Annotated in this window: 22 protein-coding genes, 1 pseudogene and 1 riboswitch; of the genes and pseudogenes, 5 read left to right on the forward strand and 18 right to left on the reverse strand. The window is 35.2% G+C overall.

All coding sequences use genetic code 11. The features are described from left to right. Positions 1-85 precede the first annotated feature (85 nt). The 6 genes and pseudogenes from ACE199_RS04310 to ACE199_RS04335 form a co-directional block, all read right to left on the reverse strand. Positions 86-583: an SAM-dependent methyltransferase gene (locus ACE199_RS04310; protein ID WP_375348735.1), complete on the reverse strand. Its 498-nt coding sequence runs from the start codon at positions 581-583 to the stop codon at positions 86-88. 256 nt (positions 584-839) lie between these two features. Continuing rightward, positions 840-1,235 (reverse strand): transcriptional regulator SpxA, encoded by a 396-nt coding sequence (spxA, locus tag ACE199_RS04315; RefSeq protein WP_375348736.1) that lies wholly within the window; start codon positions 1,233-1,235, stop codon positions 840-842. A 320-nt stretch (positions 1,236-1,555) separates the two neighbouring features. Beyond that, positions 1,556-2,203 carry a sporulation-specific diadenylate cyclase CdaS gene (gene cdaS / locus ACE199_RS04320; RefSeq protein ID WP_375348737.1) on the reverse strand — a complete coding sequence of 216 codons (648 nt, stop codon included), beginning with the start codon at positions 2,201-2,203 and terminating at the stop codon, positions 1,556-1,558. 121 nt (positions 2,204-2,324) lie between these two features. After that, a complete protein-coding gene (locus tag ACE199_RS04325; RefSeq protein WP_375348738.1) occupies positions 2,325-3,266 on the reverse strand; it encodes a ring-cleaving dioxygenase in 942 nt (313 codons plus the stop codon). A 31-nt stretch (positions 3,267-3,297) separates the two neighbouring features. Further along, a pseudogene (locus ACE199_RS04330) lies at positions 3,298-3,414 on the reverse strand (transcriptional regulator); the annotation flags it as partial. A 36-nt stretch (positions 3,415-3,450) separates the two neighbouring features. Next, positions 3,451-3,771, reverse strand: coding sequence for a 2Fe-2S iron-sulfur cluster-binding protein (locus ACE199_RS04335; protein WP_252295495.1), 321 nt, complete (start codon positions 3,769-3,771; stop codon positions 3,451-3,453). Between the two features lie 696 nt (positions 3,772-4,467). Between ACE199_RS04335 and ACE199_RS04340 the strand changes: the two genes are divergently transcribed. The 4 genes from ACE199_RS04340 to gmtX all read left to right on the forward strand — a co-directional run bounded on the left by ACE199_RS04340 (position 4,468) and on the right by gmtX (position 9,927). Further along, the gene (locus ACE199_RS04340; RefSeq protein ID WP_119115270.1) at positions 4,468-4,647 is read left to right on the forward strand and encodes a small acid-soluble spore protein H; all 180 of its coding nucleotides are present in this window, start codon (positions 4,468-4,470) and stop codon (positions 4,645-4,647) included. Positions 4,648-5,029: 382 nt separating this feature from the next. Continuing rightward, the gene (gene gmtY, locus ACE199_RS04345) at positions 5,030-6,517 is read left to right on the forward strand and encodes a gamma-mobile-trio recombinase GmtY (protein WP_375348739.1); all 1,488 of its coding nucleotides are present in this window, start codon (positions 5,030-5,032) and stop codon (positions 6,515-6,517) included. Further along, positions 6,518-9,235: a gamma-mobile-trio integrase GmtZ gene (gene gmtZ / locus ACE199_RS04350; protein ID WP_375348740.1), complete on the forward strand. Its 2,718-nt coding sequence runs from the start codon at positions 6,518-6,520 to the stop codon at positions 9,233-9,235. It begins immediately after the preceding gene. Between the two features lie 47 nt (positions 9,236-9,282). After that, a complete protein-coding gene (gene gmtX / locus ACE199_RS04355) occupies positions 9,283-9,927 on the forward strand; it encodes a gamma-mobile-trio protein GmtX (protein ID WP_375348741.1) in 645 nt (214 codons plus the stop codon). Between the two features lie 628 nt (positions 9,928-10,555). Here the strand turns inward: gmtX and ACE199_RS04360 are convergent. The 6 genes from ACE199_RS04360 to ACE199_RS04385 all read right to left on the reverse strand — a co-directional run bounded on the left by ACE199_RS04360 (position 10,556) and on the right by ACE199_RS04385 (position 13,960). Continuing rightward, positions 10,556-10,858 (reverse strand): hypothetical protein, encoded by a 303-nt coding sequence (locus ACE199_RS04360; protein WP_375348742.1) that lies wholly within the window; start codon positions 10,856-10,858, stop codon positions 10,556-10,558. A gap of 187 nt (positions 10,859-11,045) precedes the next feature. After that, entirely contained in the window at positions 11,046-11,243 is a 198-nt protein-coding gene (locus ACE199_RS04365; RefSeq protein ID WP_375348743.1) for a hypothetical protein, read from the reverse strand. Between the two features lie 149 nt (positions 11,244-11,392). Beyond that, entirely contained in the window at positions 11,393-12,208 is an 816-nt protein-coding gene (locus ACE199_RS04370; protein ID WP_375348744.1) for a lipid II flippase Amj family protein, read from the reverse strand. A gap of 150 nt (positions 12,209-12,358) precedes the next feature. Further along, the gene (locus ACE199_RS04375) at positions 12,359-12,550 is read right to left on the reverse strand and encodes a hypothetical protein (protein ID WP_375348745.1); all 192 of its coding nucleotides are present in this window, start codon (positions 12,548-12,550) and stop codon (positions 12,359-12,361) included. 356 nt (positions 12,551-12,906) lie between these two features. After that, positions 12,907-13,623, reverse strand: a complete 717-nt coding sequence (locus tag ACE199_RS04380) for a permease prefix domain 1-containing protein (protein ID WP_375348746.1) — start codon at positions 13,621-13,623, stop codon at positions 12,907-12,909. Further along, complete coding sequence (locus tag ACE199_RS04385; RefSeq protein WP_375348747.1) at positions 13,610-13,960, reverse strand: PadR family transcriptional regulator; 351 nt, start codon at positions 13,958-13,960, stop codon at positions 13,610-13,612. Before ACE199_RS04385 ends, ACE199_RS04380 begins: the two co-directional genes overlap by 14 nt. A gap of 420 nt (positions 13,961-14,380) precedes the next feature. Between ACE199_RS04385 and ACE199_RS04390 the strand changes: the two genes are divergently transcribed. Beyond that, entirely contained in the window at positions 14,381-15,157 is a 777-nt protein-coding gene (locus ACE199_RS04390) for a glutamine amidotransferase (protein ID WP_375348748.1), read from the forward strand. 62 nt (positions 15,158-15,219) lie between these two features. Here the strand turns inward: ACE199_RS04390 and ACE199_RS04395 are convergent, their stop codons facing one another. From ACE199_RS04395 to ACE199_RS04420, 6 genes are read right to left on the reverse strand one after another with little or no spacing between them, the layout of a single operon-like run. Beyond that, positions 15,220-15,987, reverse strand: a complete 768-nt coding sequence (locus ACE199_RS04395) for an SDR family oxidoreductase (protein WP_375348749.1) — start codon at positions 15,985-15,987, stop codon at positions 15,220-15,222. Between the two features lie 12 nt (positions 15,988-15,999). Beyond that, entirely contained in the window at positions 16,000-17,016 is a 1,017-nt protein-coding gene (locus ACE199_RS04400; protein ID WP_375348750.1) for an ABC transporter substrate-binding protein, read from the reverse strand. Then, a complete protein-coding gene (locus tag ACE199_RS04405) occupies positions 17,013-17,768 on the reverse strand; it encodes an ABC transporter permease (RefSeq protein WP_375348751.1) in 756 nt (251 codons plus the stop codon). The genes ACE199_RS04400 and ACE199_RS04405 overlap by 4 nt, the downstream gene beginning before the upstream one ends. Next, positions 17,765-18,511: an ABC transporter ATP-binding protein gene (locus ACE199_RS04410; RefSeq protein ID WP_375348752.1), complete on the reverse strand. Its 747-nt coding sequence runs from the start codon at positions 18,509-18,511 to the stop codon at positions 17,765-17,767. Before ACE199_RS04410 ends, ACE199_RS04405 begins: the two co-directional genes overlap by 4 nt. A gap of 11 nt (positions 18,512-18,522) precedes the next feature. Further along, entirely contained in the window at positions 18,523-19,974 is a 1,452-nt protein-coding gene (locus ACE199_RS04415) for an acyl-CoA reductase (RefSeq protein ID WP_375348753.1), read from the reverse strand. Further along, entirely contained in the window at positions 19,971-21,059 is a 1,089-nt protein-coding gene (locus tag ACE199_RS04420; RefSeq protein WP_375348754.1) for a LuxE/PaaK family acyltransferase, read from the reverse strand. The genes ACE199_RS04415 and ACE199_RS04420 overlap by 4 nt, the downstream gene beginning before the upstream one ends. An 84-nt stretch (positions 21,060-21,143) precedes the next feature. Next, a riboswitch (TPP riboswitch) is annotated at positions 21,144-21,253 on the reverse strand. Positions 21,254-21,301 lie beyond the last annotated feature (48 nt).

Here is a 21,301-nt window from a genome sequence, read left to right on the forward strand (position 1 = left end):
AATGGATACGGCTTTCACATAAGATAATTATAGGTCTATAGGAAATCCGTTTATTATGCAATCGCGCCCGATTGCTGAAGATCGATTATTTGTTATCCTTTTTAATTTTTAACATCGAATTAGCATTTGCCTGAAATTCATAAGGGACTCTAAGCTCTTCTACTATACAACCATTGTCGGTAAGATAATTTATTATTTTATCTAAATACTCAGACCGTTTCCCCTCCAAATTTACTAAAGGGAAAATACGAATTTCCTCTTTAGAAACCCTCAATAACTCATTTAGTGTTTCTATATGAAAATGATAATCCAATCGGTCATCGTACATAAATAGAAAATGTGCAGAAAGAAGAATATCAAACTCTTCATCATTAAAGGGCAAAGAAGGTAAAATAACGGGAACGTATCTTTCGTTTGATTTCCTCATATCGTTAGTACAATCTTTTAAAGCACTCAACCGATGTTTTCTTAGGCCATCTATATCTTTGAAATATTCCCAAACATAATTATTTTTCGCACTTTCCATGTGTTCCATCGCATGTTCAATGTCTTGCAAACCTTTATTTTCAAGGTCTTCTCCCATTAAGTCTCTAGAAAAATTTTGATTTGAGAACTTACTAACAGAGATGGAAAAGGGATTGTGTTTGCTTTCTTTTACCGGGACATCTAAAGATTGATCGTAAATAAAATTAATTGCTTTATCGTTTATAGTTAAACAATATATTCTACCGAGTTATTTTTTATAATATATTTATTTGCTTTTTCCACCAAGCTAAGTTCATATTGATGATTAAAGAAAACGAAAAAATCCTTAATATGTTGAAAGTGATGTCTCATGATTAATTGACCATTTTTTGAGCTTCACAACGCTGAAATGCACGAACTTTACGAGGCAAAAATCTACTAATCTCATCTTCGTTATATCCAACCTGTAATCTTTTTTCATCAAGAATAATCGGTCTTTTTAATAATCCTTGGTTCTCTTTGATTACTTTATATAATTCTTGAAGTGATAGAGATGCTATGTCTATATTCAGTTTTTCAAAAGCTTTCGATCTTGTTGAAATAATTTCATCTGTCCCATCTTCCGTCATGCGAAAAATTTCTTTAATCTCGTCAATCGTAAGAGGTTCAGAAAAAATATTTCTTTCTATATAAGCAATTTCATGTTCCTCAAGCCATGCTTTCGCTTTACGGCAAGACGTACAACTTGTTGATGTATATAAGGTCACCATATTAACAATTACACTCCTTAATAGAGAATCTATTTTGCTCATTCAGATTCTGTACTTTGATATGTCCTCATTTTGTCGTACCAGTTATCTATTGTAACTTATGAATATATCATAAACCTAATAGATATAAATCTCAATGTAAAATATCTCTAGTTGAAGATAAGCAGTATCTATCAATAGAGCTTTTTGTCATACATAAAAGAGGGTTCTGTAGTTCCCCTTTCCAATTAAATATTAGTAAGAAAATCACAAAAGAATCTGCTATTGAACAAGATTGCTCGACAGCAGGTTCTATTAAAAAATAGTTTTGATTACCCTTTTTACTGTAAATTTTTCAATAAACTATCTATTGAGCCCCCATGTGTAGCAATTGGATAGAGCTCTCCGTTTAAGGCAAATGAAACTCTACCTGTTTCCTCAGAAACAACTAGAACAAGGGCATCACTGCGTTCGGTTAATCCTAAAGCAGCGCGATGTCGTGTACCAAGTTTTTTATCACCTGTAAATCTATTTGAAAGAGGAAGAACATTTGCTGCAGAAACAATCTGATTAAAACTTACCATTACAGCACCATCATGGAGTGGATTTCCTGGAAAAAAGATGGACTCTAATAAAGAATGGCTCAACTCTGCTCCAATTGAAATCCCCGGATGAATTAAAGATTCAAGAGAATCTTTGCGTTGAATGACAATTAAACCACCATGTCTTCGATCCGACATATTTTGTACACAGATTGATAATTCTGGATATTTATCCGTAAACGGGGACAAATAACAATTCAAATAAAAAGTAGCGGCTTTCATTTCAATGTATGCAAATCTATTTTTGATTTTTTCAAAACTTCCAAGTAGACAATCGTTTTCATGATCTATTGTTTCTAAACTACTCTGAAGCGTCGTAATCACTTGACGTATATCTTCTTTTAACGTTTGCTTCATCGGTGAAAAGTCACAATTTGCATTATTCATGGAGCGAGCCTCCCTTATTCTAATCCTCTTTCTTTTCTTTGATTGATTATGTGAGCATTCATTTTCAGTTTGTCTACATAAGCATGATTTATTCATCAAACGAAAAAGGATTAGATTCCTTTTAATCCAGCGGTTTTAACTTTGCTTCAATTTCTGCACGTCTTGCTTCCAAAAATGGTGGTAAATCTAATTTTCCCCCTAACTCTTCAACCGTTGAATCTGCTGTAAATCCAGGGCCATCTGTCGCAATTTCAAATAATATTCCATTCGAATCACGGAAATATAAGCTTTGGAAGTAAAAGCGATCAACAACGCCCGTTGACTGAAAGCCGCAATCTTTCACCACTTTATCCCAATAACTAAGCTCTTCCTCGTTTTTCACACGAATCGCCAAATGATGGATACTGCCTCGGCCTGGCTTTTCACTCGGCCCCACCTGCTGCTTTACTACAATTTCACCAAATGCTTGACCCGCAACGGACTGATAGATTGCCTCATTTTCTGAACGGGCCGCTTCTGTATAGCCAAACATATCCTTTAAAGTTCTAGCCGTTCGATCCAAATAACGCACTGTTATTTCCACAGTCCCCATCCCTAAAATACAGTGCTTTTGCTCCACACTGGAACCTTCCCAAGGTGCCCAGTATTCTGGTATTTCTTCACCATTATTATTCAGTAAGATAAGGCGCAGCCCTTCCGAATCTTCAAATGGAAGTGCTGCACGGCCTGCATATGTTGTGATTTCACCATGCTTGACGTCAAAGTGCTCAAAGCGTTTTTTCCAATATTCCAGACTTTCCAATGATGGTACAAGTAGGCCAATTTGTGTAATAGCATTTGTTCCGCGAATCGTTCTTCCAGCCATCGGCATTTCAAAAAAGGATAACTCAGTCCCCGCACTTCCCGTTAAATCTCCGTAAAATAAGTGATACATAGAAGGATCATCTTGGTTGACGGTCTTTTTAACTCGCCGCAAACCTAACACTTGTTGATAAAATTCATTATTGATTTGAGCGTTTTTTGTAATCATCGAAATATGATGATGTCCAGGAATTGTATACATAGTAATTCCTCCTTGCTTTTAACTTGATTAATCAAGTGATGGTGTAAAAATTACTCAGGTGGTAATTCTTTTTTTGGCTGTGCTTATGTACACGAGCCATCAACGTGTACAATGTTTTCACTTCTTCCTCGTTTAAAACATCATCAAAAACTTAATCGAAGAAATAACCAATGTTCCTTCATTTTTATTCAGCTGGTCTCGGACCAGTTTCTAACCCAGAGTTTTCTACTGTCATGATTGGGCGAACGGTTACGTCAGCATTCACACGGATTTGACAAGATAAACGTAAATGATCTTCAATCCCCTTGTCCGAAAATGCCTTCTTTTCTACATTAGTTAAATCACAAAACTCACCTGCCATTACTTCTACTCTGCAGGTCGTACATTTCGCCTTTCCTCCGCAACGGTGGAGAATATTCACTCCATTATCTTCAAGTGCTAATACTAACTTTTTCCCTTCCTCCACTTCAAAAGTTCCTTGTCCGAAAACTGTTACGTTGGGCATTTTATTACCTACTTCCTTTTCTTCCATTGATTATTTGTGCAACCTATTAAATAAAGTGACATAGTTGACATCCTCTCATTTACTCTCAGTTTATCTACATGAGCGTGATTTATTCGTCAACTGAAATAGAATATTCATGCTAAAATTTTAGTTCACTAACTCCAGACCAAAAAGAGCTGTCGCAACTGCAACACCTCAAAATACATCTTCCCTTTAATTGTTCCCCATCTCTGCTTTTAGGATTAAATATACAGTCTAATAAGAAGCATTATGCTAACAAAACACTGATTCTCAAAATAAAATAGAGATGGATGCTTGTCTTATTCCACAAGCCTTATAATTCTACCACCCTCGTTTTCCCACTCATCCAGACATATAACATCGTTTAGATCAACAGATTTCTCGCTGTTTTCTGATATCAATAACTCTTTCTTTTCCATACTAGAGCCCCCAGTTGTATAGAATAGTGTTTTCCAAACTTTTATCGTAATGTATTTAATCTGCCTTACTCTATTTTATGCGTAACATTATCTATGCGACTCAATAAACCGCCTTCATGTCTTCTCTCCATAAAGGTTTTCACAATTTGAAAATAAAGTAAATTAAATCAAAAGTTAAAAACTTCATTTCCTCATGAATGCTTCCCCCTCTTTTGATAAATAATAAATAGGATGATACCTTCAAGGAGGAAAGAACATGAACAAACAACGGGCACAAGAAATTGCCAGTTCACCTGTTATGGCGAATGTTACCTATAATGGGGCAGCTATTTATATTCAACATGTTAATGATGAAAATGACACAGCAAGAATTTATCCTCTCGATGAACCAGAGAATGAACAAGAGGTTTTATTAACTAACTTAATCGAACATTAATACGATGAAACAAGACTCCAATTGAAACATTATCTAGGGTGAAATATTTATAATCAAACTATTAAAAGGTATTACATTTTAATGATGTAGTACCTTTTATAATGTAGTTTTATATAATTATCTATGGTATTATATGTAATATTATAATCAAACTATAGGTATAGGAGGATATAGATGAGATATGTTCCAGTATCTTCAAAAACATATAGGGATAATACTAGCAGGAGCATAAACTTTCCTACTCTTCTAGTTGAGTATAATGGAAAGACAATGTTTTTTGAGCAATTACACAGATATCAAATAAAGAATCATAGTAAAAGCAGAAGTTGGCATAAGAAGTTAGTACAAGCTGTTGGACTACTATAGGTATAGGAGGATATAGATGAGATATGTTCAGATATCTTCTAAAACATACAGGGATAATACAGGAAGGAGCATAGATTTTCCTACTCTTCTAGTTGAGCATAATGGAGAGACGATGCTTTTTGAACAATTACATAGATATCAAATAAAGAATCATAGTAAAAGCAGAAGTTGGCATAAGAAGTTAGTACAAGCTGTTGGACTATTGCTTGATTATATGGAAGCTAATCAGAATTATTATTCTTCCCCAAGAGAATTCTTTGATACATTTACGGAGTCTGTTTATTCAGGAACAATAAATGAAGAAGGGTTAGACCCATCGGGACTTTATTGGTTACCAAAAAGAGTTGAAACAGCGAATATGCTTTTATCTGCCTTAAATGGGTTTTCAGATTGGTTATATGAAGAATATGGAGCTGTTCAATTAAATCCTTGGAGAAAAGCCACAAGATATGAAGAACGACTTAACTGGATGGCACAGATAAACAAAAGTCACAACTCATTTCTAGGGCATTTAAATGATGTTCATAAAATCGCTGAAACTGCAAAATTAGCTCGTAATACTGTTAGAAGAAGAAATCCGTACTCACCAAAAGGAGATACAAAAGCCTTCCCCGAATATAAAGCAAATGACCTCCTATGGGAAGGGTTTAAAAATACAAGAAAGAACTATGAATTAGACCTTGTTGACCGTTATAACTGGCGTGATATTGCCATTACTATACTGATGCACGGCGGTGGACTTAGACATAGTGAAGTATTTCATCTATGGGTACAGGACGTCTTCCCTGATCCTGAAGACTCTAATCTTGCTGTGGTACGAATCTATCATCCAAGCGAAGGAAGACCCCCACAGGATTTCAAGAATCCTACTACTGGTAAATATATTACAGACAGAGAAAGCTATCTGCTGTTAAAATACGGTTTACTCCCGCGCAATATGTATTCTGGACAGGACAAACGATTTGCAGGGTGGAAAGAGCCAATGCTTGATAATAATGAAGATAAATATATGCATATTTACTGGTGTCCAAAGGAATGGGGATACATCTTTATGTATGTATGGAAAATGTATATGGCAAAAAGGTTAAGAGATGGCATTAAGGATACTCACCCATTTGCCTTTGTCTCACATTCTCCTAAAACACTAGGAGAAATGATGCCACTTAGGACTCAGAGAGAGTCTCACGAAAAAGCAATTGAAAAGATTGGTTTGACAGTCGGAAAGAAAGATGGTACTACTCCACACGGACATAGACACGCATATGGTCAAAGACTTAAAAATGCCGAAATACCTGAACGCATCATACAAAATGCTATGCACCATAAATCTATAAATTCTCAGAAAGTATACACAGAGCCAACAGTTGCAGATGTTACAGCTTCACTAAATAATGCCACTGCTTCTTTGGATAATGGTTGTGTACTTCCAATGCAGACTGAAATTGATGAATGGATGAATGAAGAAACTAAACAGCAGAACAGATACAGATATAGGAGAAAATAAATGAGAAGAAAAAGTTATGAGAATGATTTTAAGTATAAAATGATTGAAGAACTTTGCAACGGCAAATCATCAATGGATATTGAGCGAGAATATGGTGTTAAAGCCTCTACTGTTTTGAAATGGCTCCGAGATTTCATTAAAAAAGGAGCATTTGGTGATAATGCATTATCTCCAAATGAAAACCTGTGGTTTGAACAGTTAAAGGAAAAAGCCAGAAAAAGAGAACTTGAGTTAAGAGTTTTTGGAAGAAGAACAAGAAGTGAAAACTTCGAATGGATTTTAGAATATGATTCTGATTTACAGCAATGGAATGAATATGCTTCGGAATGGATAAAAACAATTATAAGAAGCAAATCCACAGCACTTGGATCTCTATCAATCTTCTTTAATAAATATGTTATTCCCTATAAGATCACTAAGTCTATACAGGAGTTCATTTCAAAAGAATATGACACCCCAGATTTTTACGAGATTATTTTTGCAGAAAGATACTCACAATCCAACGCTTTAGCACAAGCAAAAAAGATTGTTGAATTTGTTGACTGGATTATTGAGGAAAAGTTTTCGGTTGAAGATTATTTAGGAAACAAACTTATTCCAGCAGAATTTGAAAATCCTCTAACAAAATACTTACCAGACAATGTAAAATCATCGCAACGTAATGAATCAGATAAGAATGTTCTGCCTTATAGGTACATAAAAGACCTTCGTAATATAGTCTGCCCTCCAAATGCAACCTGTTTTAAAGACTTGAAATTTGCACAAAGTGTAGGTGATTCAATTACAGGCGGTGATTGGTTCATTGTTGATGAGTCTGTTATTGATAAAAATGACCCAGACTGTGTTTACAGATTCAGAAAAACTTCCAAGTATGAACATAGAAAAAAGGGACTTTCTGAAGAAGTATATGAGATGTGGTTTCCGGGGACTACTGTGTTGCTTTTGACAAAGCTCCTTCTACCTTTAAGAACTTATCAGGTGCGTATGCTTGACAGTGGAGAAATGGATACTTATAAGTATGTGCAGTCTATGCGAAATGTGGCTGGAGAATGGATCAAGAATGATTCACATTTAAGTCAGGGTACAGAAAAAAATCCTTTCGAAAGAGGCGTTCTTCGTAAATTCAAAGACCAAACAACGCAGCTTGAAATGACAGGTTTTTTTATCAACACGAATAAAACAGCAGACATCAACAAAGAGGAATCGGATAAAGGTTATGACATTCCTTGGCAGTACGAAGAAGCACAATACTGGCTTGCAAAACTTAGAGATTGGCAGATGAAGTACAATCCTATTTCTCAACCTGCAAAATGGACAGAACTGGCTGCAACCCACATAGGACATATAAAAGATGTGAGGATTTTAAAACAAATGGGAGAAATCACATTTCTTTTCAGAAATCCTACTTTAATAGGACAGGAACACTTGCCAATAACAAAAAGCGGATTGGATGCTTTTTGGTATAAGACACTTAAACAGCTTGAGTTTCAACTTAAAGAAAATAAATCATCAGAAGAAGAAAGAACATTAAAATTTGTGCGTCCAGACAGTAACAAAACAACTTATTACCCCCTTCATTCACTCAGAGTATCACTTATAACTGCCTATGCTCTTGAAGGTGGAGTTCCAATGCCTATTCTTTCAAAGGCTATTGCAGGTCACGCAAGACTCATTATGACTCTTTACTATACAAAAGCAGGTATTTCATACGTTACAGATACAATGAATCAGGCTGAAAAGAGCATTCTTGAAAATGATAAACAAGCAGTTGATAGATTTATTAGAGATGCAAAGTATAAACAGTTAGAAACAAGTGTAGCTGCTAATGATCCAATAGCATATCAGGCAGTAATCAACGCTCAAAAATCAGGTGCAAGTATTGTTATTAGTGATAAAGGAATTTGTCCTAAAGGCTGTTTTGGATGTGATTCAGGTGGCACATATGTTAACGATGATACGGATAAAGTCACTTATGGTGTTGTTCCGGGTTTTCCAGAGCAAAACTGTGTCAGATGTAGATGGTTCGTAACTAGTCCTGCTTTTCTTCCTGGCTTAGTGCATCATTTTAATACCATAGGCTACAATATGAGCGAAACAGGAAAACGAGTGAATAAACATCAGCGTGATATAGAACTTTTAGAAAATGAAAAATATGAATGTGAACTTAATGGAACCCTATTTACAAAACATCAAGAATTGCTTAAATATGAGCAATTATATACACAGGAGATACAGAAGAACGATAAGCTAGCAAACGATTATAATGCCACTCTTCGTCTTATTGATAAGTGTATGAAGTTAATCAAAGAAAAATCATCTGAGAATGGATTTCAGCTTGTTACCGTCGGTTCTATATCGGATGTTGGAATTTCTATTAATAACGTTGAAAATGAACTTGAACAGCTTCAAATCATCTGTAACGGGGCGGAACTGTTTCCTGAAACAGATGCAAGCAAGGCAGTTTTACAAAGGTCTCAAATCATAGATTTAACATTAAAAAATAACAATAAAATGCCCGTTATGTTCTCATTAACAGAAGAAGAACAGCTCATTGCAGGAAATCAATTTATGAGGCTTTTGATTAATCGTGCAGGTAGTTTAAAAGAGGCTATTCCTTATGCAATCGGGCGTAAGAAACTTGAAGAAATCGGGTTTAAGAATGAGTTTGTTGATGAACTTAAATCTGTGACTTTAAACAGAAATTTATTACCAATATAATAGTTCTACTAATGATTAAGAATAATTTATGTATAGGAGGAAATATGATGGAAATAAATCCAGATGAACTGTTCTCAAAGTTTTATGAGAACGCTTCTACAAGGAAAAAGAAAACATTAGAACTCATACATAACGCCTGTAAAAAACAGGCAGAGTCTGACATAAAAGATTTTTCCATTGGTACTATAGCCAGACTGATAGCAGATGATGGCGGACCAAGTGAACAGGCTCTTAGAAACAAAAATGCCGAGGATTATAGAGTTTTGATAAGACAGTGGGCTGAATACTATAAAACTACCTCTAAAAAGCCTAAAAAAGAAAAGAAAACAACCATAAACGATGATATCTTAGCAAGTATCTCCGAACCAACAACAAAAGCATTGGTTGGTATGCTTATGGCAGAGAATAAAAAGCTCAAAAGAGAAAACTCTCTGCTTAAAGAACAAACAACCTTGACGATTGATATGCGTCCTATAAACAATCTTAGCAAAAATAAGGATGTTGTTATAGTCGCGCCTTCTTATAAACTGACAGATACCGAAATAGATGCTCTTAGAAATGCCGTATCAAACGAATTTATGAACCATCAGGGATGGACTACCGATAATTATGGCAGAGTTAAAGAAAACGGGATTCAAGTATATAAGGCAGGATATGTAACTGCCATACAAAAAATTCTTAATGAAAAATAAATGTAGCTTTAATATAAAGTTTGAACAAAAACATCTCGTAAATCCTTACACTAAGATTAATAAGAAGCATCCATTTTGAAAAAAGATTAACAAAAATGGATGCTTCTTTAGCATTTTTAGTTTGCTTAATATAAAAAAATTTGATTATTTTCTACAGTGTTACTTCATAAACGCTCCCGATTATTGATTATTGAAGCTCGTTTTTCAATTAAAGCACCGGTTACTTGAAGAAGGAATTATTGTTAAGCCAATCTTTTTCCATCCTACTCCAACCAAATAAAGCAAATGTAAAACTCAATAACAAGCAAACAATACAAACAATCAATAACTCAATAAAAGTAAACCCTATTTTAAATGAACTCAGAAGAAACTTGATAGCATAGTAGTCAAAAGCCAACGCAATTGATAAAACTGTCCCAAACAACAAGACAAATCTTATTTTTCCTTTCTCTCTAACTTGCCCCCAGTTTACCGTATTAAGCCCTCCAATCATCAATTGGTTTACACTATTATGCTTATGTTTAGTCACCTAAAATAAATAAAGTTTTGTTAAAGTAATCTGCCCGTTAGCACAATAAGCGACTGTTCTTATTGAACAATCGCTACCCGTTACTTGAATAAGCCTATTTTATTGAACGTGTTCTACTCCATTTTCTACATAAGATTCCAAAACAACTTCATTTTTATTTTTGTAATAATAATATGTTCTATCATCATTTTTCAATTTAATACTGACCATCCAATTTTTATTCCCTTCTAAATTTGCAATAAATGGTTCGCTAGAAATAATATTGTCTTTTGAAATATTTTTTTCCGTTGTTAAATATTCAATTACACTATCTTCAACGTTTGATTTTTTATATTGAATATAGCTAAAACCAATTCCTGTAAAAATAAATAAAACTAATAGCACGGTCCCTATTTTTCTCATTTGACAAACTCCTCAAGGTAAAAATTTTTATAATTTAACAATATAATTCTTTTAATACTAAATATACCATCTTTCACATTATTACTTGTTCAAAAATGAAAAATTCTTATTGAACTATTCTGCTCCGTTACTTGAATAAGAAAAAGGCTTCACTCCATATTGAAGTAAAGCACTCCTTGAAGAATATTTAATCTTTTTTATTTTGATTTAGAACCTTAATTAATTCATCAAGTTTCTCATTCTTCTCTCGGTCTAACCTCGTTTTTTCATTAATGAACTTAATTATTTTGATTACAAAATAAATGAAAAAACCAGTAAGAGCTAGATAAAAAATAATAGGCACTAAAGCTAAAAGAGCATATACTCCATCTCCACCGTTAATCATTTTAAACCTCCAAAGTTATTGAATATACCAATATTGTACAGTAGTTTATTCAATTAAACTGCCCCATTTAGTAAAAAAAGACTGCCATATAGACGTTCTCCTTGTTGTGTTAAAGCACCCCGTTAGCTTAATAAAAAATCAAATCACTACTAGACAATAAATTTAGTGAACCACGCAATATATTCAGCTCCTGGAATAAAAAACACTTGAGCTAGTATCGTTCCTAATAATCGGGAAGTCATCATCATTAGAGATGCACTTTTTAGATTAAGGTAACTTCCTTTTTGATTGATTACATCATCTGCAAGAATGGAAATTTTTGGATCAATAAAAATAATAAGTAAAATCGTTGCTATTCCATTGATGAGACCCGATGCCATAATAGCAGTTGTTGCTCTTTCTGGAGCTATTAAAGCAGCATACAGAGCAGATAACACTCCAATTGTATAGATTGCAGTTATTATCATATTTATTATAAATAATCTTATAGGAATATCTTTCAAACTAATATCCTTCAAGTAAGACAACTTTGGCAAATGAATGTGTTTTATTCCACGCTTTATGTATTCAAGAGTTAATCCTTTTCTTATTAAAGATGGAATAGAACCTCTTTCTTCAGATAAGTGAATAATCGCCCTTGAAAATAGTGCAATAAAAGTAGGAAGTAGAAGAATTCCTATAATTGTTCCTAATGTTGCTGAACCAATAACGATCCTATATTGGTTTTCTACAAACTCCAAAGTATTTACTTTTGGTGCATTATCAATAAGGCTACCCGTAAAAGGTTGCTGCATCATATTTGCTAATCGAGAAACCATAACCATCAAATTAAATAAGGATAAAGCTGAAGCTAACAACTTTACTCTTGCGCCAGATAATCTAACTGCATATGCAAGTGTTTCAATGGAATGGATAATCAGTATAAATAATGATATAAGCATTAATTTTTCTGTAAAGAGTTCCAAAATCAAATTACCTACTTTATGTTTTTATACCTATTCTACCATATATATCCTGATTAGCTTATATACCTATTCTGCCATTTAGTAAAAAAAGACCGCCATATAGACGATCTCCTTATTGTGTTAAAGCTACCCTTTAACTTAATAAGCATTCTATTTGTCATTATCCAAATCACTATCGAAAAATGATTTTTTATCATCCTTAACCCCATACTTCTGTTCGATAAATTGACCAACTACAGACTTGTTAATACCGTCCTTGACTGCTGTTGAAATTACTATATACAGAATAAATAGACCTACAATCCAAAGAATAATAGAAAAAACTAAGGAACCGAATACCACTTATATCCCCCCAAAACTAATAACCAATTTCTTATGTATATTTTACCGTAAAAAGCTATTAATCTTCTTCAAGAATTCTGCCAGTTAGTTGAAGAAGATCCCCAAAGGGATATGTATACAAACCTAGTCAACATAAGGAGATGTTATCGGTATTGAAAAGGGGCTGTGTCATAAGTCGATTTTTCGGCTTAGACACACCCCTTTTCAATGACGGAAATGCTGATAAATCAACATTTCTTATTTTACATTTCCAAAGGATTTACCCTTTTAGGATAGCCCCTTTAGCTGTTCGTTCAATTAAAGGAACCCTTAGTTGAATAAACGGAGAAACTTTTATGATTTATTCGTTTCAAATTCTACGCAAAGGCTTTTAAGCGAGTTCGATTGTAAATATGAACTACTCCCCAAAGAATAAATAAAACACCGAAAATGGCGAAGAAAATATAATAGAAAGGTTCATATTTTAGATAATCATAAGTTTTATATTCCCATTCCACATACCAAGTATCTTCTCCAGCGATACCTTGTCTAATCAAACCTGATTCTCCACTGCCTTCTTGTCCCTGAGTAAATAATTTTTCGCTGATTTTATTACCATCTGCTTCGGAATTTTTAATGACTGCAAAATAACTGATATTATCAAACCACTTTGAATTTCGTTCGATCATATCTTGTAAGGCTTGTTTATCTTCAGAAGTGAATTCACCTTTTGTATCAAATGTTTCTACCAAATGAGACATTAAATCAGAAGTTTCTTTGTAAGTGTTATCTTTCATAAATAAACTAACTGAAACGACTAACCCAACTAATAAAAATATAATTGCTGAACGTAATAACCATTTTGCAAACTTACTTTGAGATTGAAACATCGTTAATAACCCCCTTGTAATTTGCTTTTCATCTCCAAAACGACTAATTGCAATAGAAATTGCTTCTTTCTCTGATTTACCTTCTACTTTTAATTCCTCAACGGCTTCCACTAAATGCGAACGCATTTCTTGTTTTAACTCTTTTGCTTCGTTACCACTTATATGGGCATATATCGAATTAACAAATTCATCAATTTGTTTCATTGTTTTTTCCTCCCTCTAAAAATGAATCAATCATTTTTTTAATAAATTGCCATTCTTTACGCTTTTCTTTAAAGCCTTTCTCACCTAAAGACGTAAGTCTATAATATTTTCTTCTTCCTCCTGGTCCTTGTTCATCGCCCCAGTAAGAAGAGATCCATTTATTCTTTTCTAGTCGCTTTAAAGACAAATAAAGTGTACCTTCTTTTAATTCAAATTGTTCTTCGCTTCTTTCTCGAACTAATTTAGCTAATTCATAGCCGTACATATCCCTAGTATTTAGTAACGATAGGATTAACGTATCAATATGACCTTTTAAAACCTCTTTGTTTACTTCCAAATTTACCACCACCTGGTATAAATATATTTTATATTACTCTATAATGCAAGGTATTAATTTTAAAAAATATACGTCCCTTGATGAACTAACCTGCCAGTTAGTTTAAGTACATTTCTTCACAAGCATAATTGAATATTAACAAAAAATACATCCATTATTTCAATAAAGATTTAATGGATGTATTATTAAATACAAATAAAGTTTGATTATAAAGTTTGATTATATATAATTAAACTCAAAACCTATAAATATATGGCCTTATTTCATTTTATTATACTTTTTACCCTATATTCAGCTATTGTTGGAGTCTTGTTTCGTTATCTATCATGTATCGGAGTAAATTTTGTAAATACTCTCTTTACTTCACCTCACTCTAAATGAATAATTGTTATAAAATATTACATAAAAAGGTGATAAATTATGACAAAGTTACTCATTATCAAATGTGGTGAAACATTCCCAAGTATTAAAGAGCAATTCGGGGATTTTGAGGATATGATTATAAAAAGTATTGGCATTTCACATGACGACGTAGTAATCGCTCCTGTATATAAAGATGCAACCTGCTTACCTTCTCTAAATAAAATTGGAGCAATCATTATAACCGGTTCACATGCAATGGTCACCGATCACGAAGAATGGAGTGTTCAATTGATACGCTGGTTACAAGATATTAAGCAGGATAACATCCCCATATTAGGCATTTGCTATGGTCATCAAATACTGGCAAAGGCATTTGGCGGTCAAGTAAGTCATCATCCAAAAGGAATTGAAATCGGTACAACAAGTGTCCAGCTAACAAATGCAGGCAAAGAACATCCTCTATTTAGTATCCTTCCTCATACATTTTTTGGGCATGTCACTCACTATCAATCTGTTATTACTCTGCCGAAACAAGCAACGATTCTCGCACAGAATGATTTTGAACAACATCAAGCTTTTATGATTGATCAGCATATTTTCGGTGTGCAATTTCATCCAGAATTTACAGCTCCTATTATTCATGCGTATATTGATGAACAAGCAGAGCGATTACAGGCAGATGGTTTTACTATAACTGCTTTGCACGAAACCGTAATTGAACAAGATTATGGCCGGATTTTGTTAGAAACGTTTGTTAGAAGTGCCGGACTACCTATAACAGACAATTCTGTCGGCTATACATTATTTGAAACAGAAACAAAAAATACGAAATAGTTTCCTAAACGATTAAAAAGCCAATCAAGCATTGAATTCTTGATTGGCTCTTTTTATAAAACTCACATCACAAATCCGCCATCTACAAATAGCGTTTGCCCTGTCATAAATTCACTCCAATCAGATGATAAAAATAAAACAGGACCTGCGATATCTTCCGGCTTTGCAATTCTTCGAAGCGGGGTTTGGGAAATGATTAGTTCTTTCAAACTTTCTTTTGTTTTTTTGCTCGCATCAGTTGGATAAACAAGGCCCGGTGCTACACAATTGACTCTTATCCCAAAAGGTCCTAGCTCCACAGCTAAATTACGCGTATACCCCATTAATGCAGTTTTAGCCGTGTTGTATTCATGATAAGGAACCAACGGTCTTTCTACTAAATTACTAATGATATTCACAATGCTTCCGCTGCTTTGTTTTTTCATAATCGGCAGCACCGCTTGGCATAGATAATGCGTCGATTTTACCGCTCCATCAATCTGCCCTTGATAATCGTCCCATGTGAGCTGCCAAGCCATTTTTCGTTGTTCAGGATCAAAGACATAAGGTTTAAATGCATTATTCACAACAACATCTAACCGTCCCGTTTCAAGTACAATTTGCTCAATCATCGACTGCACAGCCTCTTCGGACGTAACATCTGCTTGAATTGCCCAAGCGTCTCCTCCAACTTCGATACAAGCTGACACAATTTGTTCAGCTGCTTCAACATTTTTCAAATAATTGACGATAACGAAGGCCCCTTCTCTTGCAAATTCAAGGGCAATCGCCGCTCCAATTCCTCGGCTGGAGCCCGTAACAAGAACGACTTTCCCGCTAAATTTCCCCATATATGTTCTCCTTTATTTTTTAGGAAGTAATGTATCAACTACTACCTCATCCATATTGAGCTTTTCTTTAATCAATCCTAATTTTTGATACGTATCCGCACCATCCTGCAAGATATCCGCATCAAGTGCTCCTAAACCATGTTGATCTGTTTCAGGAGATACACTAGAAGCATTACGCAGTTTAATAATCTCTAAGTTTTGTTGCTCATCTTTCCCATCGATTGCATAGGTTTTAGCCAAAGCAGCCGCTTCTTCCGGACTTTCAATCATCCATTGTGCACTGTTACGATAAGCTTCTAAGAAATCCTTCAATTCTTGCTGCTTTTCTTGATATGTTTTCTCTGTTACAACAAATACATCACTCGGTACATTTAAATAGTCTTTCACATTCATCACATTGACTTCCTCTAAACCTTTTGCTTGTCCAACAACTAACCCTGTATCAGTCGCGGCTGTTGCATCCACTTGCCCTTGCATTAATGGGGCAAAGTTTAAAAGACCTGTCTCAACAATTTTCACATCATTTTCTGAAAGACCAACCTGATGTAATAACACTAATAAGTTTTGACGTGTTCCGCTTGATAGACTATAAACACCGATTGTTTTTCCTTTTAAATCTTCCGGTTTGTTAATATTAGCTTCCTTTAGTGATACGATGTTAAATACATTTTGCGGATAAATATTGTAAATAACTTTTAGCTTTTCACCTTTATCTAATGCGAAAAATAGTGAACCTGGATCAGTAAAAGCGATATCTGCTTTCCCAGATAAAATATTTTTAATCGCATCGCCGCCGCCTGCACCAGGAATAACAGTTACATCTAGGCCTTTATCTTTAAAGAAATGCTTCTTCTCATCGACTAATAGATTCGTTTGTTCTGTAAGTGGCTTACTCCAGTTCGCTACTCGAATCGTTTGGACGTCTGTTGAATCAGATTTCGCTGTTTCCTTATTTTCATCCTTTGCACCACATGCTGACATCAATACGGTCATACATAATAAAATCGTGACTAACCATCTATTTTTCATTTTCTATTCTCCTTCATATATTTCTTTAGTACAGTAACTTCTAATACATAAATCAATTGATATAAAACCATGCCCATTACAGTTAATAAAATTAACACAGCAAACATTAACGGCGTATCCATCATCCCTTGCGACGCGACGATGAGCGCTCCTAATCCATCGCTTCCCCCAATAAACTCGCCAACAACAGCCCCTACTACGGCTAATACAACCGCCACTCGAAGTCCGGCTAGAATCCCTGGCAGGCCATTAGGAATTTTTAAATGAATTAAGGTTTGCCAGCGTGTTGCTCGAAGCATATGAAATAATTCTTGTTTTTGTTTATTCGTAGACTGAATCGCTGTAATCGTATTCTCCAATAATGGAAAAAAACAAATCAGGGCAGTGATTATGACTTTCGATGTCATGCCAAAACCAAACCATAGAATAAATAAAGGGGCCAAAGCAAGCTTAGGAACAGCTTGGCTCGCAATGATATAAGGGGAAAGAAGCTTTCTTAAAAATTCAATCTCACCCATAATTACCCCAACGATAAATCCCCCGACACAGCCAATTACCAAACCTAGCAACACTTCTGATAGTGTTCGCAAAATATGTGGAATAAAGTATCCACTTTGCAGACCATCTACTAAAGTCGCAACAATAACCGTAGGAGCCGGCAAAACAAGCTCTGACATAAAGCTTGCACTATATTCCCAAATGATGAGGAACATAATAAATAATAGAATTGAGTATAAAGGGAGACTTTTCATCGCTTATTTCCTCCCAATACATGTCGTAACGTCAGGCACAACTCATTAAAATACGGCGCGTATTTCATTTCTACATTTCTCTCTTTTTCTAATTTTACAGCAGTATCAAAAATGATTTGACCTTGATCTATGACTGCAATCCGATCTGACAAATACACGGCTTCTGCGATATCATGCGTAATAAAAAGAACCGTTGTATGATGAAGCTTACAAATTTTCAACAAATCATCCTGTAGTTCTTCTCTTGTAATAGCATCCAGAGCGGCAAATGGTTCATCTAAAAACAGCATCGCTGGTTTTTGAATCAACGCTCTCGCAATAGCAACACGACTTTGTTGTCCTCCAGATAATTGGGTAGGATAACGATCCAAATAAGTCTTTAAACCAACCATCTCTAATACTTCTAACCCATACTGTCGATCTTGTTCCGTAATCTTTCTTTTCAGCGAAATCGGAAGCAACACATTTTCTAGCACTGTTTTCCATTCTAATAAGGTAGGAGATTGGAACACAAAACCACATTCATCCAACGGCTCTATTACTTCTTTTCCTTTCAAACGAATCATTCCTGAATGAGATGGAAGCAAGCCCGCTGCAAGCTTTAATAACGTTGTCTTTCCACAGCCGCTTTTCCCTAGAAAGCAATGAAACTCCCCTTCTTCAATAGACCAGTTCACTCCATGTAACACAGCTGTCTTCTCTTGATAACTATAAGTCAAATCCTCGATTGTTAAAAAACTCATCTGCTAACCTCCTAATCTGCATAAGGAGCCAACTCTTCACTTAATTGTTCAGCTGAAGCTTCGATATCAATCATATTAATTAAATCCAGTACATTAAAGCGGCCATCATGATGCCATCCAGCTTCTGGAGATGTCATATTTCCCAATGCCGTCATTCGAGTCACACCAACACTCCCTAGTAGACGAGACCATTGAAACAATTCAGACGGACTAGCGGCGATTCCAACCGTTTGCAAGTAATCTCGATGCATGAGAAGGCCTTCCGTCACCTCTTCTATGTGATCAAACCCTTTCACTTTTACGACACGATTTAAACTGCTTGGTGTAAGGCTAAGATTGGAATCTTCAAAAACAACAGTCCAGTCATTTTGGTTATTGCCTAATACTTCATTATTTGGATTCGAGAACAGGTTCATTTCTTCTTTATTTTTCCAAGCAGCCATCTCCATCGATTCGGTCATTGACAGTTTTCTTCTCGGAAACCTTCTATTAAACGCCTCTAGTTCATGACCTATATATCTAGCAAATTCTTTTGGAGAAACATTTCCTCCTTTTTGTACATAGAAAACATGCGGAGAATAACAGCCTTGTTGGTCATAGCGCATCACATCCAAAGCAGCCAAATGGGCCGTCCGCAAAGCTTTAAAAGAATCCAGAGACGCCTTTGAAACAATCCCAAAACTTAGCTTGTGTCCAAATGGTAAAAACCTTTTAGTGATTGGAATCCGACTTCGTAAAGCTTCCATCGCTTCATTGCCCCCATACCCGACAACAATATCTGTTTGCTGAAAAATAAAGCGTTCTCTCTCCTCTTCGCCACCCTTCCACCAAAGAACGGCAAAGCAATCTGCTAATCTTGGTTCTATTTCCACTAAAAGCTTAGCGAACCAGCCGGCAAATAATGGCTCAGTACTCGATACCTTCCCGATATTCCCTGCTTTCACTAACAAACTAGATATAAAGCTCCATAAAGGAAGACCAGGCACATTCCCTGACCAAATATGCGTAATTAAATCAGGACTAAAAGCCTTCGAAAATCCCCCTTTTACTCTCGGTTGAAAATCATCTAACAACAATGGATTTCCTAAATCTTCAACAAGAAAACGCTGCAGTTCATGTTTTCGAAACGTTTTTAAATAAGAAGTCAAACCAAGTCTTATCATTTCTTCATCATAGCCTGTTACAATGGGCAATACTTTCTCAGCTTTTTGTCGATAAAATGAATCACGATCTAGAAGTCTATGAATCGCTTCATCAATGATATTCATTAACTCATTAACAGAAAAAGATTTTAACACCTTACGACTGCTATGCTTAATCTTGTCAATTAACCTGTTCATTTGTTCATTTGTAAGAATCGGAATCTCCACTTCTATTGTTTCCTGATTTCTTTCGAATAGAAGCACCTTTGTCTCAAATGATTCTTCTCCTATATTCGGAATATATCCAGCGATTTCTCTCATTTCTCCAGTCCCTTTGAAGCCTTTAAAAATTCTGCCATCGCTAGCGAACAGCCCTTTGCTTCTGTTCCTTCCACTCTTCCTAATAAAAGAAAACCGCCTTCCACTTCAACACCAACATCTTCTGTTAAAATCGTAGAAACAGAATTCATATTAGCAAGATCGCAATGAACAATAACGCCGCGTTCTCCTTTTGCTACTTCTTCACCTGTTAACGGATTTACCACTCGCGTTTTAATCCAACTTGGTCCTGACTTAACAGCAGGCACAGATTGATTTCCATCGTCATACAGCTGTGTACTCAGCTCGGTCATGCCGTACATATTGATACACGCTGAACGATTGACTCCTAAATATGTAGAAAGCAACTGATAAAACTCATCCAACTCTAATTCTTTAGATTGTTTTTTAAAGCCGCCCGTATCAAGAATTTTACTTCCTTTTGGTAGAGTAAAAGTTTGATTCCCACGCTCTAGTTCTTCTAAAAGGTGAACAAAGCTATAACTTGCACCTAAAAGAGCATAAGGTTCTCCAATTGCTTCAGCATTCCTCAGCTCTTTCTGTAAGCCTTCCACATCAAGCTCGTGATTTTGTATAAAATAACGGCTATCCTCTGTCCCAAATCTTTCTTTTGCGAGTTTTAAATAACGAGCTAAAGAAGAATTAGGCATCTCCTGTTCTGTTGGAAATAAGATTCCCATCCGAATCTTATCGGTATTTCCCATAAATCTTTCTTGAAAATTTTTAATCATCGACCTATCAAATATGTCTAATGTTGGATGATAATGTTTACCTCTAATTCCTTGTGTTGTACCACTTGTCATATAAACCGCTTCCGCTTGCTCCGGATCACAGCAGCTCAAAGTAACATCTTTAAAAGCATTAATCGGTACTGGCGGGATGTCTCTCCAAGTTTTCACAGTACGCGGTGTTTTTCCTTTTTGAGAACAAAAAGTTCGATAAGGAATGTTATATTGATAGTGATAGCGAAATAATTGTAAAGCCTGCTGATTAAAATCTTCCTCAGAAGATTCATTACGATTGATAAATTGAACTGTCGATTCAATCATTTCTTTTTGAGTCATCATGTTTACCCATTCCTTTCAATGTAGCCATTTATTTTCTAATAACGCAAAAAAGCACTTTGCGTACGCAAAGTGCAAAAATACAGAGTAATCCCCTTATCACTTCCCTACGCTGGCATGACCCAACAGGTTCAAACGGTCTACGGTAGATTAACCGTACTCTCAGCCTGATTCCACAGACTCCCGATATCATCTATTTTTATACAAAGAATACCCTTTCTTTTTGCAAAATGCAATCACAAAAA

Origin of the sequence: Peribacillus sp. Hz7, assembly GCF_042136355.1 — a bacterium.
In the GTDB taxonomy this organism is placed as follows: Bacteria; Bacillota; Bacilli; order Bacillales; family DSM-1321; genus Peribacillus; species Peribacillus asahii_A.

What these genes read in the sequence shown, in the direction of transcription:
- ACE199_RS04410 (WP_375348752.1), bottom strand. Translation starts at nt 18,511, where the DNA reads ATGAGTTTTTTAACAATCGAGGATTTGACTTATAGTTATCAAGAGAAG.
- cdaS (WP_375348737.1), bottom strand. Translation starts at nt 2,203, where the DNA reads ATGAATAATGCAAATTGTGACTTTTCACCGATGAAGCAAACGTTAAAA.
- ACE199_RS04365 (WP_375348743.1), bottom strand. Translation starts at nt 11,243, where the DNA reads ATGATTAACGGTGGAGATGGAGTATATGCTCTTTTAGCTTTAGTGCCT.
- ACE199_RS04325 (WP_375348738.1), bottom strand. Translation starts at nt 3,266, where the DNA reads ATGTATACAATTCCTGGACATCATCATATTTCGATGATTACAAAAAAC.
- ACE199_RS04390 (WP_375348748.1), top strand. Translation starts at nt 14,381, where the DNA reads ATGACAAAGTTACTCATTATCAAATGTGGTGAAACATTCCCAAGTATT.
- ACE199_RS04335 (WP_252295495.1), bottom strand. Translation starts at nt 3,771, where the DNA reads ATGCCCAACGTAACAGTTTTCGGACAAGGAACTTTTGAAGTGGAGGAA.
- gmtX (WP_375348741.1), top strand. Translation starts at nt 9,283, where the DNA reads ATGGAAATAAATCCAGATGAACTGTTCTCAAAGTTTTATGAGAACGCT.
- gmtY (WP_375348739.1), top strand. Translation starts at nt 5,030, where the DNA reads ATGAGATATGTTCAGATATCTTCTAAAACATACAGGGATAATACAGGA.
- ACE199_RS04400 (WP_375348750.1), bottom strand. Translation starts at nt 17,016, where the DNA reads ATGAAAAATAGATGGTTAGTCACGATTTTATTATGTATGACCGTATTG.
- ACE199_RS04415 (WP_375348753.1), bottom strand. Translation starts at nt 19,974, where the DNA reads ATGAGAGAAATCGCTGGATATATTCCGAATATAGGAGAAGAATCATTT.
- ACE199_RS04380 (WP_375348746.1), bottom strand. Translation starts at nt 13,623, where the DNA reads ATGAAACAAATTGATGAATTTGTTAATTCGATATATGCCCATATAAGT.
- ACE199_RS04420 (WP_375348754.1), bottom strand. Translation starts at nt 21,059, where the DNA reads ATGATGACTCAAAAAGAAATGATTGAATCGACAGTTCAATTTATCAAT.
- spxA (WP_375348736.1), bottom strand. Translation starts at nt 1,235, where the DNA reads ATGGTGACCTTATATACATCAACAAGTTGTACGTCTTGCCGTAAAGCG.
- ACE199_RS04405 (WP_375348751.1), bottom strand. Translation starts at nt 17,768, where the DNA reads ATGAAAAGTCTCCCTTTATACTCAATTCTATTATTTATTATGTTCCTC.
- gmtZ (WP_375348740.1), top strand. Translation starts at nt 6,518, where the DNA reads ATGAGAAGAAAAAGTTATGAGAATGATTTTAAGTATAAAATGATTGAA.
- ACE199_RS04360 (WP_375348742.1), bottom strand. Translation starts at nt 10,858, where the DNA reads ATGAGAAAAATAGGGACCGTGCTATTAGTTTTATTTATTTTTACAGGA.
- ACE199_RS04395 (WP_375348749.1), bottom strand. Translation starts at nt 15,987, where the DNA reads ATGGGGAAATTTAGCGGGAAAGTCGTTCTTGTTACGGGCTCCAGCCGA.
- ACE199_RS04310 (WP_375348735.1), bottom strand. Translation starts at nt 583, where the DNA reads ATGGGAGAAGACCTTGAAAATAAAGGTTTGCAAGACATTGAACATGCG.
- ACE199_RS04340 (WP_119115270.1), top strand. Translation starts at nt 4,468, where the DNA reads ATGAACAAACAACGGGCACAAGAAATTGCCAGTTCACCTGTTATGGCG.